This window comes from Aeromonas aquatilis (assembly GCF_054052405.1).
This window is the reverse complement of sequence record NZ_JBSTYP010000008.1, coordinates 20,107-34,730: the sequence shown is the minus strand read 5'-3', so window position 1 is coordinate 34,730 and position 14,624 is coordinate 20,107. Positions and strand designations below refer to the sequence as shown.

The 14,624-nt window shown below is 58.5% G+C and carries 12 protein-coding genes and 1 tRNA gene; 7 read left to right on the top strand and 6 right to left on the bottom strand.

What is annotated here, in order from left to right; translation table 11 throughout:
- Positions 1–38: 38 nt before the first annotated feature.
- Entirely contained in the window at positions 39–800 is a 762-nt protein-coding gene (locus ACW5W8_RS04440) for a Nif3-like dinuclear metal center hexameric protein (protein WP_498626591.1), read from the top strand.
- 117 nt (positions 801–917) lie between these two features.
- On the opposite strand, the gene purN is transcribed toward ACW5W8_RS04440, so the two are convergent.
- Together purN and purM are read right to left on the bottom strand one after the other, a co-directional pair.
- On the bottom strand, positions 918–1,556 hold the full coding sequence (purN, locus tag ACW5W8_RS04435) for a phosphoribosylglycinamide formyltransferase (protein ID WP_498626589.1): 639 nt from the start codon (positions 1,554–1,556) through the stop codon (positions 918–920).
- A 32-nt stretch (positions 1,557–1,588) separates the two neighbouring features.
- Positions 1,589–2,626, bottom strand: coding sequence for a phosphoribosylformylglycinamidine cyclo-ligase (gene purM, locus ACW5W8_RS04430; RefSeq protein ID WP_498626588.1), 1,038 nt, complete (start codon positions 2,624–2,626; stop codon positions 1,589–1,591).
- Positions 2,627–2,803: 177 nt separating this feature from the next.
- Between purM and upp the strand changes: the two genes are divergently transcribed.
- The 3 genes from upp to hda all read left to right on the top strand — a co-directional run bounded on the left by upp (position 2,804) and on the right by hda (position 5,404).
- A complete protein-coding gene (upp, locus tag ACW5W8_RS04425) occupies positions 2,804–3,430 on the top strand; it encodes a uracil phosphoribosyltransferase (RefSeq protein ID WP_005334115.1) in 627 nt (208 codons plus the stop codon).
- A gap of 150 nt (positions 3,431–3,580) precedes the next feature.
- Complete coding sequence (locus ACW5W8_RS04420) at positions 3,581–4,600, top strand: DUF2066 domain-containing protein (RefSeq protein ID WP_498626586.1); 1,020 nt, start codon at positions 3,581–3,583, stop codon at positions 4,598–4,600.
- Between the two features lie 102 nt (positions 4,601–4,702).
- Positions 4,703–5,404 (top strand): DnaA inactivator Hda, encoded by a 702-nt coding sequence (gene hda / locus ACW5W8_RS04415; RefSeq protein WP_033114378.1) that lies wholly within the window; start codon positions 4,703–4,705, stop codon positions 5,402–5,404.
- A gap of 112 nt (positions 5,405–5,516) precedes the next feature.
- On the opposite strand, the gene aceA is transcribed toward hda, so the two are convergent.
- The 4 genes from aceA to ACW5W8_RS04395 all read right to left on the bottom strand — a co-directional run bounded on the left by aceA (position 5,517) and on the right by ACW5W8_RS04395 (position 9,639).
- Complete coding sequence (gene aceA / locus ACW5W8_RS04410) at positions 5,517–6,830, bottom strand: isocitrate lyase (RefSeq protein WP_088869417.1); 1,314 nt, start codon at positions 6,828–6,830, stop codon at positions 5,517–5,519.
- Between the two features lie 73 nt (positions 6,831–6,903).
- Positions 6,904–8,511: a malate synthase A gene (gene aceB, locus ACW5W8_RS04405; protein ID WP_498626585.1), complete on the bottom strand. Its 1,608-nt coding sequence runs from the start codon at positions 8,509–8,511 to the stop codon at positions 6,904–6,906.
- A gap of 688 nt (positions 8,512–9,199) precedes the next feature.
- Entirely contained in the window at positions 9,200–9,340 is a 141-nt protein-coding gene (locus tag ACW5W8_RS04400; RefSeq protein WP_005334106.1) for a hypothetical protein, read from the bottom strand.
- A gap of 222 nt (positions 9,341–9,562) precedes the next feature.
- Positions 9,563–9,639: transfer RNA gene (locus ACW5W8_RS04395), tRNA-Pro, on the bottom strand.
- 249 nt (positions 9,640–9,888) lie between these two features.
- Here ACW5W8_RS04395 and tadA point away from each other — a divergent pair.
- The 3 genes from tadA (at position 9,889) to pstA (ending at position 14,558) form a co-directional block, all read left to right on the top strand.
- Positions 9,889–10,434: a tRNA adenosine(34) deaminase TadA gene (gene tadA, locus ACW5W8_RS04390; RefSeq protein ID WP_498626583.1), complete on the top strand. Its 546-nt coding sequence runs from the start codon at positions 9,889–9,891 to the stop codon at positions 10,432–10,434.
- A gap of 204 nt (positions 10,435–10,638) precedes the next feature.
- On the top strand, positions 10,639–12,876 hold the full coding sequence (locus ACW5W8_RS04385; RefSeq protein ID WP_498626581.1) for a phosphate ABC transporter permease: 2,238 nt from the start codon (positions 10,639–10,641) through the stop codon (positions 12,874–12,876).
- Positions 12,877–12,908: 32 nt separating this feature from the next.
- On the top strand, positions 12,909–14,558 hold the full coding sequence (gene pstA, locus ACW5W8_RS04380; protein WP_005359546.1) for a phosphate ABC transporter permease PstA: 1,650 nt from the start codon (positions 12,909–12,911) through the stop codon (positions 14,556–14,558).
- Positions 14,559–14,624 lie beyond the last annotated feature (66 nt).

The window sequence follows — 14,624 nt, the reverse complement described above, 5'->3', positions numbered from 1 at the left end:
TGGTAAAGCAGGGGGCCGAGCCTTAATAAGGGACCCCTATGATCTCTCATCGAAAACTCGAAACCGTACTGAATCATCTGCTCGAACCGCACGCCATCAAGGATTACTGCCCCAACGGTTTGCAAGTGGAGGGGCGCGAGCGCATTCGCAAGGTGGTGACCGGTGTCACCGCCAGTCAGGCGCTTATCGACGCGGCGGTGGCTGCCGAGGCTGATGCCATTCTGGTCCATCACGGCTACTTCTGGAGCGGTGAACCGGCCCAGATCACCGGCATGAAGCAGCGTCGGCTCAAGACCCTGCTGACCCACGATATCAACCTGTTTGCCTATCATTTGCCGCTGGATGTTCACCCCGAGGTGGGTAACAACGCCCAGCTCGCCAAGCTGCTCGACATCAAGGTGCGCCGTGGTCTGGAGCCGTGGAACAGCAAGAGCGTCGCCATGGTGGGCAAGCTGGAGCAGCCCATGAGCGGCGCCGACTTTGCCAAGCTGATTGCCGAGCGCCTTGGCCGCGAACCACTCTATTGGGGCGATACCGGCCCCGAGCTAATTCGCTCCGTGGCCTGGTGCACCGGCGGCGGTCAGAGCTACATCAATCTGGCGGCGGAGCAGGGGATCGATGCCTTTATCTCCGGTGAAGCCTCCGAGCAGACCATTCACACCGCCCGCGAGATGGGGATGCACTTCTACGCCGCTGGCCATCACGCCACCGAGCGTTATGGCATCAAGGCGCTGGGGGAGTGGCTGGCGACCGTGCATGGGTTGGATGTTACCTTTATCGATATCGACAATCCGGTGTAGGGTCGCTTGGCCGCGTAGCGGCGTAATCGGACCTGACCTAAGCCATCGTGTGGTAGGTAGAAATGACAAGGGAGGCCTAAGCCTCCCTTGTTGTATCTGACATGCAGTTGTTAGCGGTTACTCGCAGGCGTAACCCGCGGGGCCCAGCAGGGCGCCATCCAGTTGCACGGCGCCATCCACCATCTGCAGTCGGCCTTCGCAGAACCAGCGTACCACCAGCGGATAGATGCTGTGCTCCTGCGCCTGTACCCGTGCCGCCACCTCGTCCGCCGTGTCCCCTGCAAAGATGGGCACACGGGCCTGCAGGATCACCGGGCCTCCGTCCAGCTCTTCGGTGACGAAGTGGACGCTGGCGCCATGCTCACTATCACCGGCATCGATAGCGCGTTGGTGAGTGTGCAAGCCCTGATACTTGGGCAGCAGGGAGGGGTGGATATTGATCATCCGCCCGGCGAAATGGCGCACCAGATCGCTGCTCAATATCCGCATAAACCCCGCCAGCACCACCAGATCCGGCTGATAGTCTGCCATCAGCGCCAGCAGGGCGGCGTCATACTCCTCCCGGCTGGCAAACTGCTGCTGGGCCAGAATGGAGGTCGCCACCCCCGCTTCTTTGGCGCGAACCAGACCATAGGCATCGGCCTTGTTGCTGATAATGCCGATCACTTCACCGGCAATCTTGCCGCTTGCGCAGTGGTCGAGGATCGCCTGCAGGTTGCTGCCGTTGCCGGAGATCAGCACCAGGATGTGCTTCATGGGGGCGGTCATTTGGCTGTTGATCCGGTCATTCATTGAATGATGACCTGCTCCTCACCGTCTGCTGCCTTGGCGATATGACCGATGTGCCATGCGTTTTCACCTTCCGCCTTGAGCAGGGTCAGCGCCTTCTCCAGCTGGTTGGCGGGCAGGGCGATGATCATGCCGACACCGCAGTTGAAGGTGCGATACATCTCGTGATGGGTGACGTTGCCAGCCTGCTGCAGCCAGCTGAACACCGCCGGCCACTGCCAGCTCTGCTCGTCGATCACCGCTTGAGTATTGGCAGGCAATACGCGGGGGATGTTTTCCCAGAAGCCACCGCCGGTGATGTGGGACAGGGCGTGGATCTCGCACTCCTTGATGAGCTTGAGCACTGGTTTCACATAGATGCGGGTCGGCTCCAGCAGGGCGTTGGCCAGGGTGGTGTCACCCAGCGGCTGATGCACGTCGGCTTTGGAGACTTCCAGAATTTTACGGATCAGGGAGAAGCCGTTGGAGTGAGGGCCGCTGGCGGCCAGCGCGATCAGGGCATCCCCTTCACCGACCTTGCTGCCGTCGATGATTTCGCTCTTCTCCACCACACCGACGCAGAAACCGGCGATGTCGTAGTCTTCCCCTTCATACATACCCGGCATCTCGGCGGTCTCGCCGCCCACCAGGGCACAGCCGGATTGCTCGCAACCGGCACCGATCCCGGTGACTACCGCGGCTGCGGTGTCCACGTCCAGCTTGCCGGTTGCATAGTAGTCGAGGAAGAACAGCGGTTCGGCGCCCTGTACGATCAGATCATTGACGCACATGGCCACCAGATCGATGCCCACGGTGTCGTGCTTCTTCAGGTCGATGGCCAGCCGCAGCTTGGTGCCCACACCATCGGTACCGGAGACCAGTACCGGCTCCTTGTAGCCCGCAGGGATTTGACACAAGGCCCCAAAGCCGCCAAGACCACCAAGGACTTCAGGACGACGAGTGCGCTTTGACACGCCCTTGATACGTTCAACCAGTGCATTGCCGGCATCGATATCTACGCCAGCATCCTTGTAGCTCAGTGAGGTTTTGTCAGTCACGCGTATTCCCCGTCATGTAAAGAAGTGGAGGGTAAAATTCGGGGCGTATTCTAACAGTGGCGGTGAAAAACCAGAAAGGAAATCGTTTGCGCGTTTTTGCGCGGAAATGCTCTACAAGCGGTGGCTTTTGTTGTATGATTCCGCGATTTTTTTTGCGGCAGGTTAGAGGAGATAATAATGAAAGTCGTTGAAGTCAAACACCCCCTGGTCAAACATAAGATCGGTCTGATGCGTGAAGGCGATATCAGCACCAAGCGTTTCCGTGAACTGGCCAAAGAAGTGGGCAGTTTGTTGACCTATGAAGCGACCTCTGACTTCGAAACCGAGAAGGTTATCATCGATGGCTGGAATGGGCCAGTAGAAGTTGACCAGATCAAAGGCAAGAAGGTAACCGTCGTACCTATCCTGCGTGCCGGCCTTGGCATGATGGATGGCGTGCTGGAGCACATGCCGAGTGCCCGCGTCAGCGTGGTCGGTATCTACCGCGATGAAGAGACCCTGCAACCGGTTCCCTATTTCGAGAAGATCGTCAGCAACATCGAAGAGCGTCTGGCGCTGGTCATCGATCCGATGCTGGCCACCGGCGGCTCCATGATCGCCACCATCGATCTGCTGAAGAAGAAAGGCTGCCAATCCATCAAGGTGTTGGTACTGGTTGCCGCGCCGGAAGGGATCAAGGCGCTGGAAGCCGCTCACCCTGACGTAGAGCTCTACTGTGCTTCTGTCGACCAGGGGCTGAACGAGAAAGGCTACATCGTGCCGGGTCTGGGCGATGCAGGCGACAAGATCTTCGGTACCAAGTAACTTAATGCTTTAACCTGCTTCCCATGTGGAAAGGGTGATCGGAGCCGGCGATGCGCCGGCTCTGCTGTTTGTGGCTGCTTGTGCCAGCCTTGCCGCAGGATGCGCCTTGCCGCTACCATAAGCACACTCTCCCATTTCGAGACTCTGTTCATGTTCAAACGTGTTGTGACCGCCCTCTGCTGCGGCTTGTCATTCATGGCCTCGGCCGCTCAGGTGACCGACCTCTATCAGGGCAAGGCCCCGACCAGTGGCGATATGGTGGCCGCTCAAGGGCAGGCTCTGGGCCAGGTGCTGATCAAGGTCACCGGCAAGCGCGAGATCCTCACCCAGCCGGTGGTGGTCAAGGCGCTGGCGGCCCCGGGCGACTATGTCAAAAGCTATGGCTATCAGGATCAGGACTCCGTCAAGTATCTGAAAGCCGAGTTCAAGAGTGACAAGGTCAACAGCCTGGTCTCCGAGAGCCAGTTTGCCCTGCTTGGCCCGGCGCGTCCCCAAATGGCCATCTGGCTGGTGGTGGATCAGGGTGAGCGCCGCCTGCTGGCGGATCAATCCAGCGATGGTTGGGCGCAAGCCTTGCGTGAGCAGGCCCAGATGCTGGGGCTGCCCATCAGCATTCCGCTGATGGATCTCGATGACAACATGGCGGTCAGTGCCACCGACGTCTGGGGACGCTTTGCCGACCCGATTTTGCAGGCAAGCCAGCGCTATGGCGCCGAGATGGTGGTGTTGGGCAAGCTGACTCCGGAAGGTGACAAGTGGAGCATCGATTGGGGACTCTACGGCCCTAAGGCCGCTGGTGAAGTGACCGAGCTGACTCGTGGCAATAGCACCGGCACTCAGGCCGAAGTGGCGCAAGGGTTTGCTGATACCCTGGCGGCCTGGCTGGTGAAAAACTACGGTGCTCGCATTTCTGGTCCGGCAACCAGCCAGATCCTGGTGGTAGATGGCCTCTCCGAAGTGGATAGCATGATCGCCGTGCAGAAGATGCTGCAGGGGATGGCCAACGTCAGCAAGGTGGCGATCGGTAAGCTGGAAGGGGATCAGGTTACCTTCAACTTTACCCTGCAAGGGGATCAGGCCGAACTTGTGCGGGCGCTGCAGCTCGAGAGTCGTCTGCACAAGGTTGACGATAATGGCAGCGGTTTGCGTTACCAATGGTCGCAGCCCTGATTTTATAAGGCTTTTGTCTACCGCCCGGCTTGACCGGGCGGTTCTCTATCTGCCTTTGCGATGATACACTTAGCCACAAATGTCACAGTCAAAGCCCAACGAGTGAAGCAACCGGCCCAACTGTCCCTAGCCGTACAACTACCGGATGATGAAACCTTCGTCAGTTTTTATCCCGGCACCAATGCTCATCTGATCACCGCCCTCAAGAATGCGGCCATCGGTCAGGGATCGCCTTTCCTCTATTTCTGGGGAGCCAAGGGATCCGGACGCTCTCATCTGCTCCATGCCACCTGTGCCGAGGTCAATGCCCGCGATGCAGCGGCGGCCTATCTCTCCCTCGATCAGTTTGAACAGCTAGACCCCAGCATGCTTGATGCCCTCGAAAGTCTGCCGCTGGTCTGCCTCGACAGCATTGAGGCCATCGCCGGCAATGCCGTGTGGGAGCGGGCGCTGTTTGATTTTTACAATCGCTGGCAGGAGAAAGGCGAAGGGACGCTGATCGTCACCGGTTGCAGCGCGCCGCGCAAACTGGGGCTGCAGCTGCCGGATCTCGCCTCGCGCCTCGACTGGGGGGTGAGTTTCCATCTCGAAGAGCTGGATGATGAAGGCAAGCTCAGTGCCCTGCAACTGCGTGCCGAGCTACGGGGCTTCAAACTGCCCATCGATGTGGGCCGCTTCCTGCTCAACCGACTCTCCCGCGATATGCGCACTCTGCTTACCACTCTTAATCAGCTCGACAACGCCTCATTTCGCGCCAAGCGCAAGCTCACCATCCCCTTTGTCAAAGAGATCCTCGAGCTCTGATCCTCTCTGCGGTCTGCGGTCTGCGGTTGTGGCCTGACTTTCGCTTGAATTACAGATAAAAAGAAACCCCGGCATCAGGCCGGGGTTTTGCTATTTCAAGGCAGCTCTCTTATTAGTGGAACTGATCTTCTTCGGTGGAGCCGGTCAGCGCGGTGACCGAGGATTGGCCACCCTGAATGACGGTGGTCACCTTGTCGAAGTAACCGGTACCGACCTCCTGCTGGTGTGCCACGAAGGTGTAGCCACGGCTGGCGGCGGCAAATTCTGGCTCCTGCACCATCTCGACGTAGTGCTTCATCCCTTCGCCACGGGCGTACTGGTAGGCCAGTTCGTACATGTGGAACCACATGTTGTGGATACCCGCGAGGGTGATGAACTGGTACTTGTAGCCCATGTCGGAGAGCGCCTGCTGGAAGCGGGCGATGGTGGCATCGTCCAGATTCTTCTTCCAGTTGAAGCTCGGGGAGCAGTTGTAGGCCAGGATGCGATCCGGGAACTTGGCCTTGATTGCTTCGGCAAATTTACGCGCTTCGTCCAGATCCGGCTTGGCGGTTTCACACCACACCATGTCGGCGTAGGGGGCGTAAGCCAGACCGCGAGCGATGGCCTGATCGATACCGGCACGCACCTTATAGAACCCTTCAGCTGTGCGCTCGCCAGTCAGGAAGTCTGCATCGTATGGGTCAGCGTCGGTGGTCAACAGGTCAGCTGCGTTGGCGTCGGTACGGGCTATCACCAGAGTGGTGGTGCCGCACACATCGGCTGCCAGACGGGCAGCAACCAGCTTCTGCACCGCTTCCTGAGTCGGTACCAGCACCTTGCCGCCCATATGGCCGCACTTCTTGACGGAAGCCAGCTGATCTTCGAAGTGCACGCCAGCGGCGCCCGCTTCAATCATCCCCTTCATCAGTTCGAAGGCGTTCAGCACACCGCCGAAACCGGCTTCCGCATCGGCCACGATCGGCAGGAAATAGTCGATAAAGCCCTCATCCTGCGGCCCAACCTTGTTGGCCCACTGGATCTGGTCGGCACGGGCGAAGGAGTTGTTGATGCGCTCCACCACGGACGGTACCGAGTTGGCCGGGTAGAGGGACTGATCCGGATACATGGTGGAGGACAAGTTGTTGTCCGCCGCCACCTGCCAGCCGGAGAGGTAGATCGCCTCGATCCCCGCCTTGGCCTGCTGCACCGCCTGACCGCCGGTCAGGGCGCCGAGGCAGTTGACGTAGCCTTTCTTGGCGTCGCCGTGGATCAGACCCCACAGCTTGTCGGCACCACGCTGGGCCAGAGTGTGCACCGGCTGCAAGCTGCCGCGCAGGTTCACCACATCTTCGGCGCTGTAGCCGCGCTTGATCCCTTTCCAGCGGGGGTTTTCCGCCCAGTCTTTCTCGATAGCCTGGATCTGTTGCTCACGGGTCAGTGCCATATCAGTTCCCTCTTTCATTGATTTCACGTTTCCATTGACTTGTTATTGGCGAGCCCCGCTGGGGGCCCGTTATTCAGAGCCGCTCGTAACCGGGCAGCGTCAGAAAATCGATCAGGGTGTCGGCGCAGGTGATCTCTTCCATCAGTTCGCTCGCTTCGGCAAAGCGTCCTGCCAGCCAGCGTGCGGTGCCCACCTCGGCTTTGACCACCTCCAGCTCCTCGGCCAGCATCTGGCGGAACAGCGCCTTGGTCACCACCTTGCCGTTGGCGAGGCTCTTGCCATGGCGGATCCACTGCCAGATGGAGGTGCGGGAGATCTCGGCAGTGGCGGCATCTTCCATCAGGCCGTAGATGGGGACGCAGCCGTTGCCGTTTATCCAGGCCTCCAGATATTGCAGGGCAACCCGGATGTTGGTGCGCATGCCCGCCTCGGTGCGCTCGCCCTCACAGGGGGCCAGCAGATCAGCGGCGGTGATGGGGGCATCCTGCTCGCGCAGCACGCCGATCTGGTTCTTGGCACTCGCCGCAATGGTGGCATTGAACACCGCCATGGCGGTATCGGCGAGGCCAGGGTGGGCGACCCAGGTACCGTCGTGGCCGTTATTGGCTTCGCGCTCCTTGTCGGCCTTGACCTTGGCGAAGACCTGCTCGTTGACGGCAGCGTCCTTGGCCGGAATAAAGGCGGCCATGCCACCCATCGCCAGCGCACCGCGCTTGTGACAGGTCTTGATCAGCAGCCGCGAGTAGGCGGAGAGGAACGGCTTGTCCATGGTCACCACCTGGCGATCAGGCAGTACCCGATCCGGGTGGTTCTTCAAGGTCTTGATGTAGCTGAAGATGTAGTCCCAGCGGCCGCAGTTCAGCGCAACGATGTGATCCTTCATCTGATAGAGCAGCTCATCCATCTCGAATACGGCTGGCAGGGTTTCAATCAGCACGGTGGCCTTGATGGTGCCACGGGGCAGACCGAACTTGTCCTCGGTCCAGGCGAACACCTCGCTCCACCAGCGCCCTTCCAGATGGCTCTGCAACTTGGGCACGTAGAAGTAGGGGCCCGAGCCTTTGGCCAGCAGCGCCTGATAGTTGTGCAGGAAGTAGAGAGCAAAATCGAACAGACCGCCGGGGATGGGCTCGCCATCGAAGGTGACATGTTTTTCCGGCAGGTGCAGACCGCGCACCCGGCAGATGAGGACGGCCGGATCGGCGTTCAGGGTATAAGCCTTTCCTTCCGGACTGGTGTAAGAAATGGTCTCGTTGACCGCATCGCGCAGGTTGATTTGACCCTCGATCACCTTGTTCCAGGCAGGGGCCAGTGAATCCTCGAAATCCGCCATGAACACCTTGACGTTGGCGTTGAGGGCGTTGATCACCATCTTGCGCTCGACCGGGCCGGTGATCTCCACACGGCGGTCTTGCAGGTCGGCGGGAATGCCGCGAATGGTCCAGTCACCTTCACGGATGTGGGCGGTTTCCGGCAGGAAGTCCGGCAGCTCGCCGCCATCGATACGGGCCTGGCGTGCCACACGTTGTTTCAGCAATTCCCCTCTTTGGGGAGCAAAACGTTCCACCAGTTCGGAGACCAGAGCCACCGCGTCCGGCGTCAGAATTTGCGCGTATTCGGGTTGCATCTCGCCCTGGATGCGAAGGCGGGCGCTGCAGTGGGTCTGAGCCGGTGCCGACATAAGGTTTACTCCTTTGAGAATTACATTTTGAACTTACTAACTACGACTAAAGTCGAATCCCTGTTCCTGAAACGTTCACGCAACAACGGGGTAACACGATTGATAAGGTGCGAAATATTGTTGATTACGTCAACAGTTTTTTTTAAACACCTGTTTTTTGGGTGTGGTTAAGTTGATGTTTTTTATTGCTTTATTGGGTTGGTATAAAAGCTCTACGCAGATGGTTATGCTCCTGCTTTTTCCCATCGGACAACGGCTAATTTGGGCCGTTACCCTGACCCTTATTTTGTAACTTATTACGTAATAAAATTACAAATGCAAAAACAAATCCCGACCTAACTCCAGGCTTTGCCAAAACAGCCGTATAAAGTGCGTTTGAATGTGGCAATGAATGTTTTGCTATTGCTAGACCTAGTTAGTGAACGTGCGTTTTAAACTTGGCGTGGTGATGCAGGCTCTGTTGGCACCAGCGGTTACAACGATGGAAAGTGAAGCGCAATAACGTAGGTTTGTATCAATTGTCGGGGGGGATGCCAGAGAGGGAAGGGGGAGACGCATCAGTCAATAATACTGCCATCCTTGATAGAATTAGCAGTTTGTCGTTTTTTGCAGATTTCTCGCCAAGGGCCTGAAACTGAGTGTGTTGAACAGGCGATGCCCCAGTGATTGAGCGGCCATCTGAGCGGGCTCAATAGTCATCATCCGGTTCGGCAAGATCGATCACATCCAGCTGGATGACCTGTTCATTTTCGCTTTCGGTGTGGCAAGGGGTGTCGTGAGGAACGGAATAAAGCGTAATGGCGGGTGCGAAATCGGTGTTCTGGTTCATGCCTGGTCCTGTGTTGCACGCAAGCCGGACAGTGATCCCTTCACTCGTGTGTCCACCTCCCTGTGTTGTCTACCGGCGGAAAGTTGCGCATCTTAATGAGTTCGGCAAAAGGATTCAAGTGGTTCTGAGTGTTTTTTGTGCTTGATGGGCAGGCCGCATCAGGAGGATAAATCGGAGGCAAAAAATAGCCCAGTCGTTTGACTGGGCTATTCTCGGGGAAAATGGTCGGTGTGAGAGGATTCGAACCTCCGACCCTCTACACCCCATGCAGATGCGCTACCTGGCTGCGCTACACACCGACGGAGTCAGACTCGGCTGACGGGGAGGAAGTCTAATAGCATGGCCAAACGGGTGCAACTCCTTTTTTATCATAGAGATGCCGATTGCTTCTTTATTGCTCAGTCGGGATGTGGCTTGGGTCTGACGTGCAGATTTGGCATAATCGCCGCCCTGTCACCGCGAGCTATCATGCCTGCTATCTATGGATTCATCTGACAGGTATGGATAGCTGGAATGTAAAAAGCACAATTGAACAATATAAAGAGGGGATGGGCGTGAAACCATCAGAGGTCCCAGATATATCGAGTCAAACCGAGCAGGACGAACAGTGGATGCGCCATGCCATGACATTGGCTGCCCGGGCCGAAGGGATTGGCGAGATCCCGGTCGGTGCCGTACTGGTGCTGGATGGTCAGGTAGTGGGCGAGGGGTGGAACCGTTCCATCAGCGAACACGATGCCTGTGCCCATGCCGAGGTGATGGCGATCCGGGCGGCGGGCAAACAGCTGGCGAACTACCGCCTGCTCGACACCACTCTTTATGTGACGCTGGAGCCCTGCTGTATGTGTGCCGGTGCGCTGATCCATAGCCGGGTCAAGCGGGTGGTTTACGGCGCACGTGATTTCAAGACCGGTGCTGCGGGGTCGGTGTTCGAGATCTTGCAGGACCCGCGCCACAACCACAGTGTCGAGCTGACCGGCGGTGTGCTGGCCGATGCCTGCTCGGCCCAGTTGTCGGCCTTCTTCAAGCGTCGCCGCGCCGAGAAAAAGGCGGTCAAACTGGCATTGCAACAATCAAACGATACCCTTTCCTGAATCATTCGGGGGCAGCGCAGGCTGCCCTTGCAGATTGTCAGCATAAATATCCCTTTATAAACAATATATTACGCTCGTCTGCCTTCGAAGGAATCCCCGTTCTTTTTTCCGCTAACAACCGCTGTTAAAGCGTTCTCGATGTAACAAAACTGTCATGCAACCGCCATATAATGCCGCGAAGCCTAGCTTACATTGAGGTCTTGCATGTCATCGGAATCGTTAAACCTGGTCATGGCGGGCAGTAGAAAACGCCGGATCAAGGATAAATTGGCCAAATATGGCGTCACCACAGGCGGAGCCCTGGTACTGGTGGCGCTGCTGCTTATCTTCTTTTATCTGCTCTATGTGGTGAAACCCATCTTCAATGGCGCCTCCATGGAGCCGACCGCCTCGTTTACCCTGCCTGCCGCAGGGAAGACCGCCTGGCTCGGCGTGGAAGAGCAGAACGAGATCGGCTATCGCTTCAGCGATAAAGGGCAGGTCAACTTCTTTGCGGTGCAGAGAGATGACAAGATCAAGGTCGGCCAGTCACTGGGTCAGGCCCAGGTTGCTGGTGACATCACCACGGTAGCGACCCCGGCACCGGGCCAGCGGCTGATCGCCTACGGCTTTGCCGATGGCAAGGCGCAGGTCGTCCAGCCAGCATTCAAGGTCTCCTATCCCAACGATGTTCGGGTGATTGAGCCCAGCCTGCAATATCCCTTCGGCGAAGAACCTGTGGTGATCGACCCGCAAGGGAAGGCGCTGCAACTGATGGTGTTCGAAGCCACCAAGGACAAGATGGCGACCGCCGCCGTGACCGAAGATGGTCGTGGTGTGATGACGGTGATGAGCGGTGAGGAGAACTTCATCTCCGGGGAGATTGAGTGGAGCAGTGAAAACTACACGATTCCCTCCCTGCCGCGCCATGTGGATCAGATGTTGCTGACCCCCAATCTGCGGATCCTGTTCGTGCGCGAGGGCAATCGCCTCTCCGTCTATGACATTCATAACCTGAGTGAAATCTCCCTGCGCAACGTGCTGGAGATCAATGCCCCCAACGCCAATGTGACCCGGGTTCAGCTGCTCTCCGGCGCCTCTTCACTGCTGGTGGGTAATGACAACGGCGTGATTTCCCAGTGGTTCGAAGTGGCGAAGGATGGCAAACGCCAGTTCACCCAAATTCGTGACTTCAAGGGTGATGGTGCGGTAGATCTGCTGACTCCCGAGCACTTTCGCAAAGGCTTCATCAGTGCCGACAAGGATGGCATCATCAGCTTCTTCCACGCCACCGGCGAGACCAAGCTGCTGACCGAGACGGTGGAAGGTGGCGAACTCTCTGCCCTGGCCATATCCCCCCGTCACAATCTGTTGCTGATGCAGCAAGGGAATACCTTCAAGCTCTTCTCGGTGGAGAACGAACACCCCGAAGTGACCTGGTCTGCCCTCTGGCAACAGGTGTGGTACGAAGGGTATCCGGAGCCCCAGTATGTGTGGCAATCCACCTCCGCCAGCAACGACTTTGAAGCCAAGCTGAGTTTGGTGCCGCTGGTCTTCGGTACGCTGAAAGCCTCTTTCTACGCCATGGTATTTGCTGTGCCGCTCGGCGTGGCCGGTGCCATCTATACCGCCTACTTCATGTCGGCGGGGCTGCGCAAATACGTCAAGCCGACGGTCGAGATCATGGCGGCGCTGCCGACCGTTATCCTGGGCTTCCTGGCGGGTCTGTGGCTGGCGCCCATCATCGAGGGTGCGTTGCCCGGGGTGATCCTGCTGCTGATATTGCTGCCGATGGGAATGTTGCTGACTGCATTGCTCTGGAACTATCTGCCGGAGCGCGGCAAGTCCTGGCTGCCGGAGGGGTGGCACGCCATCCTGCTGATCCCGATGCTGCTGCTGATTGGCTGGGGTGCCTTCGCCCTGAGCCCGCTCATCGAGAATGCCTTTATGCACGGCGATTCGCGCATCTGGCTGACTCACGAAATGGGCATCAAGTTTGACCAGCGCAACTCGCTGGTGGTTGGTATCGCCATGGGCTTTGCGGTCATCCCCACCATCTTCTCCATCGCTGAAGATGCGGTCTTCTCGGTGCCCAAGCACCTGACCCAGGGCTCGCTGGCGCTGGGGGCCACCCCGTGGCAGACCCTGAGCCGGGTGGTGATCCTCACCGCGAGCCCGGGCATCTTCTCTGCGGTGATGATGGGTCTTGGCCGCGCCGTGGGCGAGACCATGATCGTGCTGATGGCTACCGGCAACACCCCCATCATGGACTTCTCCATGTTCCAGGGGCTGCGCACCCTCGCCGCCAACATCGCGGTGGAGATGCCGGAATCGGAAGTGGGCAGCTCCCACTATCGGGTACTGTTCCTCGCGGCCTTCGTCCTGTTTGTGTTCACCTTTTTGTTCAACACCCTGGCCGAGTTTGTCCGTCAGCGGTTGCGTGAAAAATACAGCTCGATGTAAGGGGCTACTCTGTAATGGACAAGGAATCGACAATGGGTAAGTGGTTTAAATCAGGGGCCCCCTGGATCTGGATGACCGGCGGTGCCGTCAGCCTGAGTCTGGTGGCGGTACTGGGTCTGCTGCTGCTGATCGGCTGGCGTGGTCTGGTCTACTTCTGGCCGCACCCCATCTATGAGTGGCAGCTGGAAGATGCCAGCGGCAACAAGAGCGTACTGATCGGCGAAATCAACGATCGCGAGCAGGTACCGGTGGAGCGACTACGCGCCGCAGGTCTGGCGCTGGAAGGGGAAGAGCGCGAGCTGCTGACTCGCTACCTGGTCAAGACCGGCAACCGCGAGTTCGTTGACCTCGATTTTCGCTGGGTGCTGGAGACGGACATCAAGTCCCAGAGCCAGCCAGCCGAGCTGGCCATGGTTGAGCGTGCCACCAACGGCAACTTCTATGGCTATATCGTCGGGGTGAAAGAGGATGGCCGCGAGCTCACCTCTGATCTGCATCCTGCCCTGCAGCGGGTGCTGGCGCGAGCCAATGCCCTCTCCGAACAGGCCAACGATCTGCAAAAAGGGGACATCGGCAGCATCAACTATCAACTGGAGCGGCTGCGCCTGAAAGAGCGCAAGGCCGAGCTGGATGACAAGCTGACCGATCAGCTCAAAGCCGAACTGGCCAGCGAGCGTCAGGCCCTCAACGATCGCTATCAGGTGCTGGAAAAAGAGCTCTTCTCCCTGCGTAGCCAAGCCGATCGCGACGCCATCACCGTCAAGGATATGCGTGGCGAGCTGGTGACCATGCCGATGTCCAAGGTACTGGACGTGGTATGGCCCAACGACATGAGCCTGCTGGCCAAGGTGGGTCACTGGTTCCACCAGATCGGCAAGTTCGTCTCTGACGATCCCCGTGAAGCCAACACCGAGGGCGGGGTGTTCCCGGCCATCTTCGGCACCGTGTTCATGGTGTTCCTGATGGCGATCATCGTGACCCCGCTGGGGGTGGTGGCGGCAGTCTACCTGCACGAATACGCGGGCAAGAACAGCCTGACCAAGATCATCCGCATCGCGGTGATCAACCTGGCGGGCGTGCCCTCCATCGTATACGGCGTGTTTGGTCTGGGCTTCTTCGTCTACACACTCGGTGGCTCGTTAGACCAGCTGTTCTACCCGGAAGCGCTGCCGAGCCCGACCTTTGGCTCACCCGGCGTGATCTGGTCGGCGCTGACCCTGGCTATCCTGACCCTGCCGGTGGTGATCGTCTCCACCGAAGAGGGGCTGGCGCGGATACCGAGCACCATCCGTCAGGGCTCGTTGGCACTGGGTGCCACCCAGGCCGAGACCCTGTGGCGCATCGTGCTGCCGATGGCGAGCCCGGCCATCATGACCGGCCTTATTCTGGCGATTGCCCGTGCAGCCGGTGAAGTGGCGCCGCTGATGCTGGTGGGGGTGGTGAAACTGGCACCGACCTTGCCGATGGATGGCAACTTCCCGTATCTGCATGTGGAGCGCAAGTTCATGCACCTGGGCTTCCACATCTATGACGTCGGCTTCCAGAGCCCCAACGTCGAGGCGGCCCGCCCGCTGGTCTACGCCACCTCCTTCCTGCTGGTGACGGTGATCGTGGGTCTGAACCTGACCGCTATCGGTATTCGTAACCACTTGCGCGAGAAATTCCGGTCGCTGGAGCATTAATCCGGCACCGCATGAGTGATACAAGAGTGAGATAACAGAGGGGCGGCCGAGCGCGAGCCGCCATCT